General features: G+C 39.1%; 1 pseudogene. It reads right to left on the bottom strand.

What is annotated here, in order from left to right:
- Positions 1-222, bottom strand: a pseudogene (locus HC175_RS23005) (DoxX family protein); the annotation flags it as partial.
- Between the last annotated feature and the right edge of the window lie 72 nt (positions 223-294).

Below are 294 nucleotides of genomic sequence, written 5' to 3'. Positions count from 1 at the left end.
TAAAAGGCCGCCCACTAAATGTGCGGGAGCGATATAATGCACCAGCAACATTACTCCCCCGTAACCTTTAAGAGGTCCAATAAGTTCGGTAAGCATGTGAGTTTGTGCGACAAATTGAATCCCTTTTAGAAAAAAGAAAACTCCCAGTACGATTCTCAGCAGGTCAAGCGGATAATAAGTATGCGCATTGGCCCATTTGTTTAAGGATTTGATAGACATCATAGCTCCTGATTTTGAAACTATAATTTACTGAAAATTAGTGATTTGTAAAAGCGTGAGAGGATAATTTCATGA

The organism is Salinimicrobium oceani, from assembly GCF_012037645.1.
The sequence above is the reverse complement of the archived record's forward strand: the minus strand, read 5'-3'. Positions and strand labels throughout refer to the sequence as shown.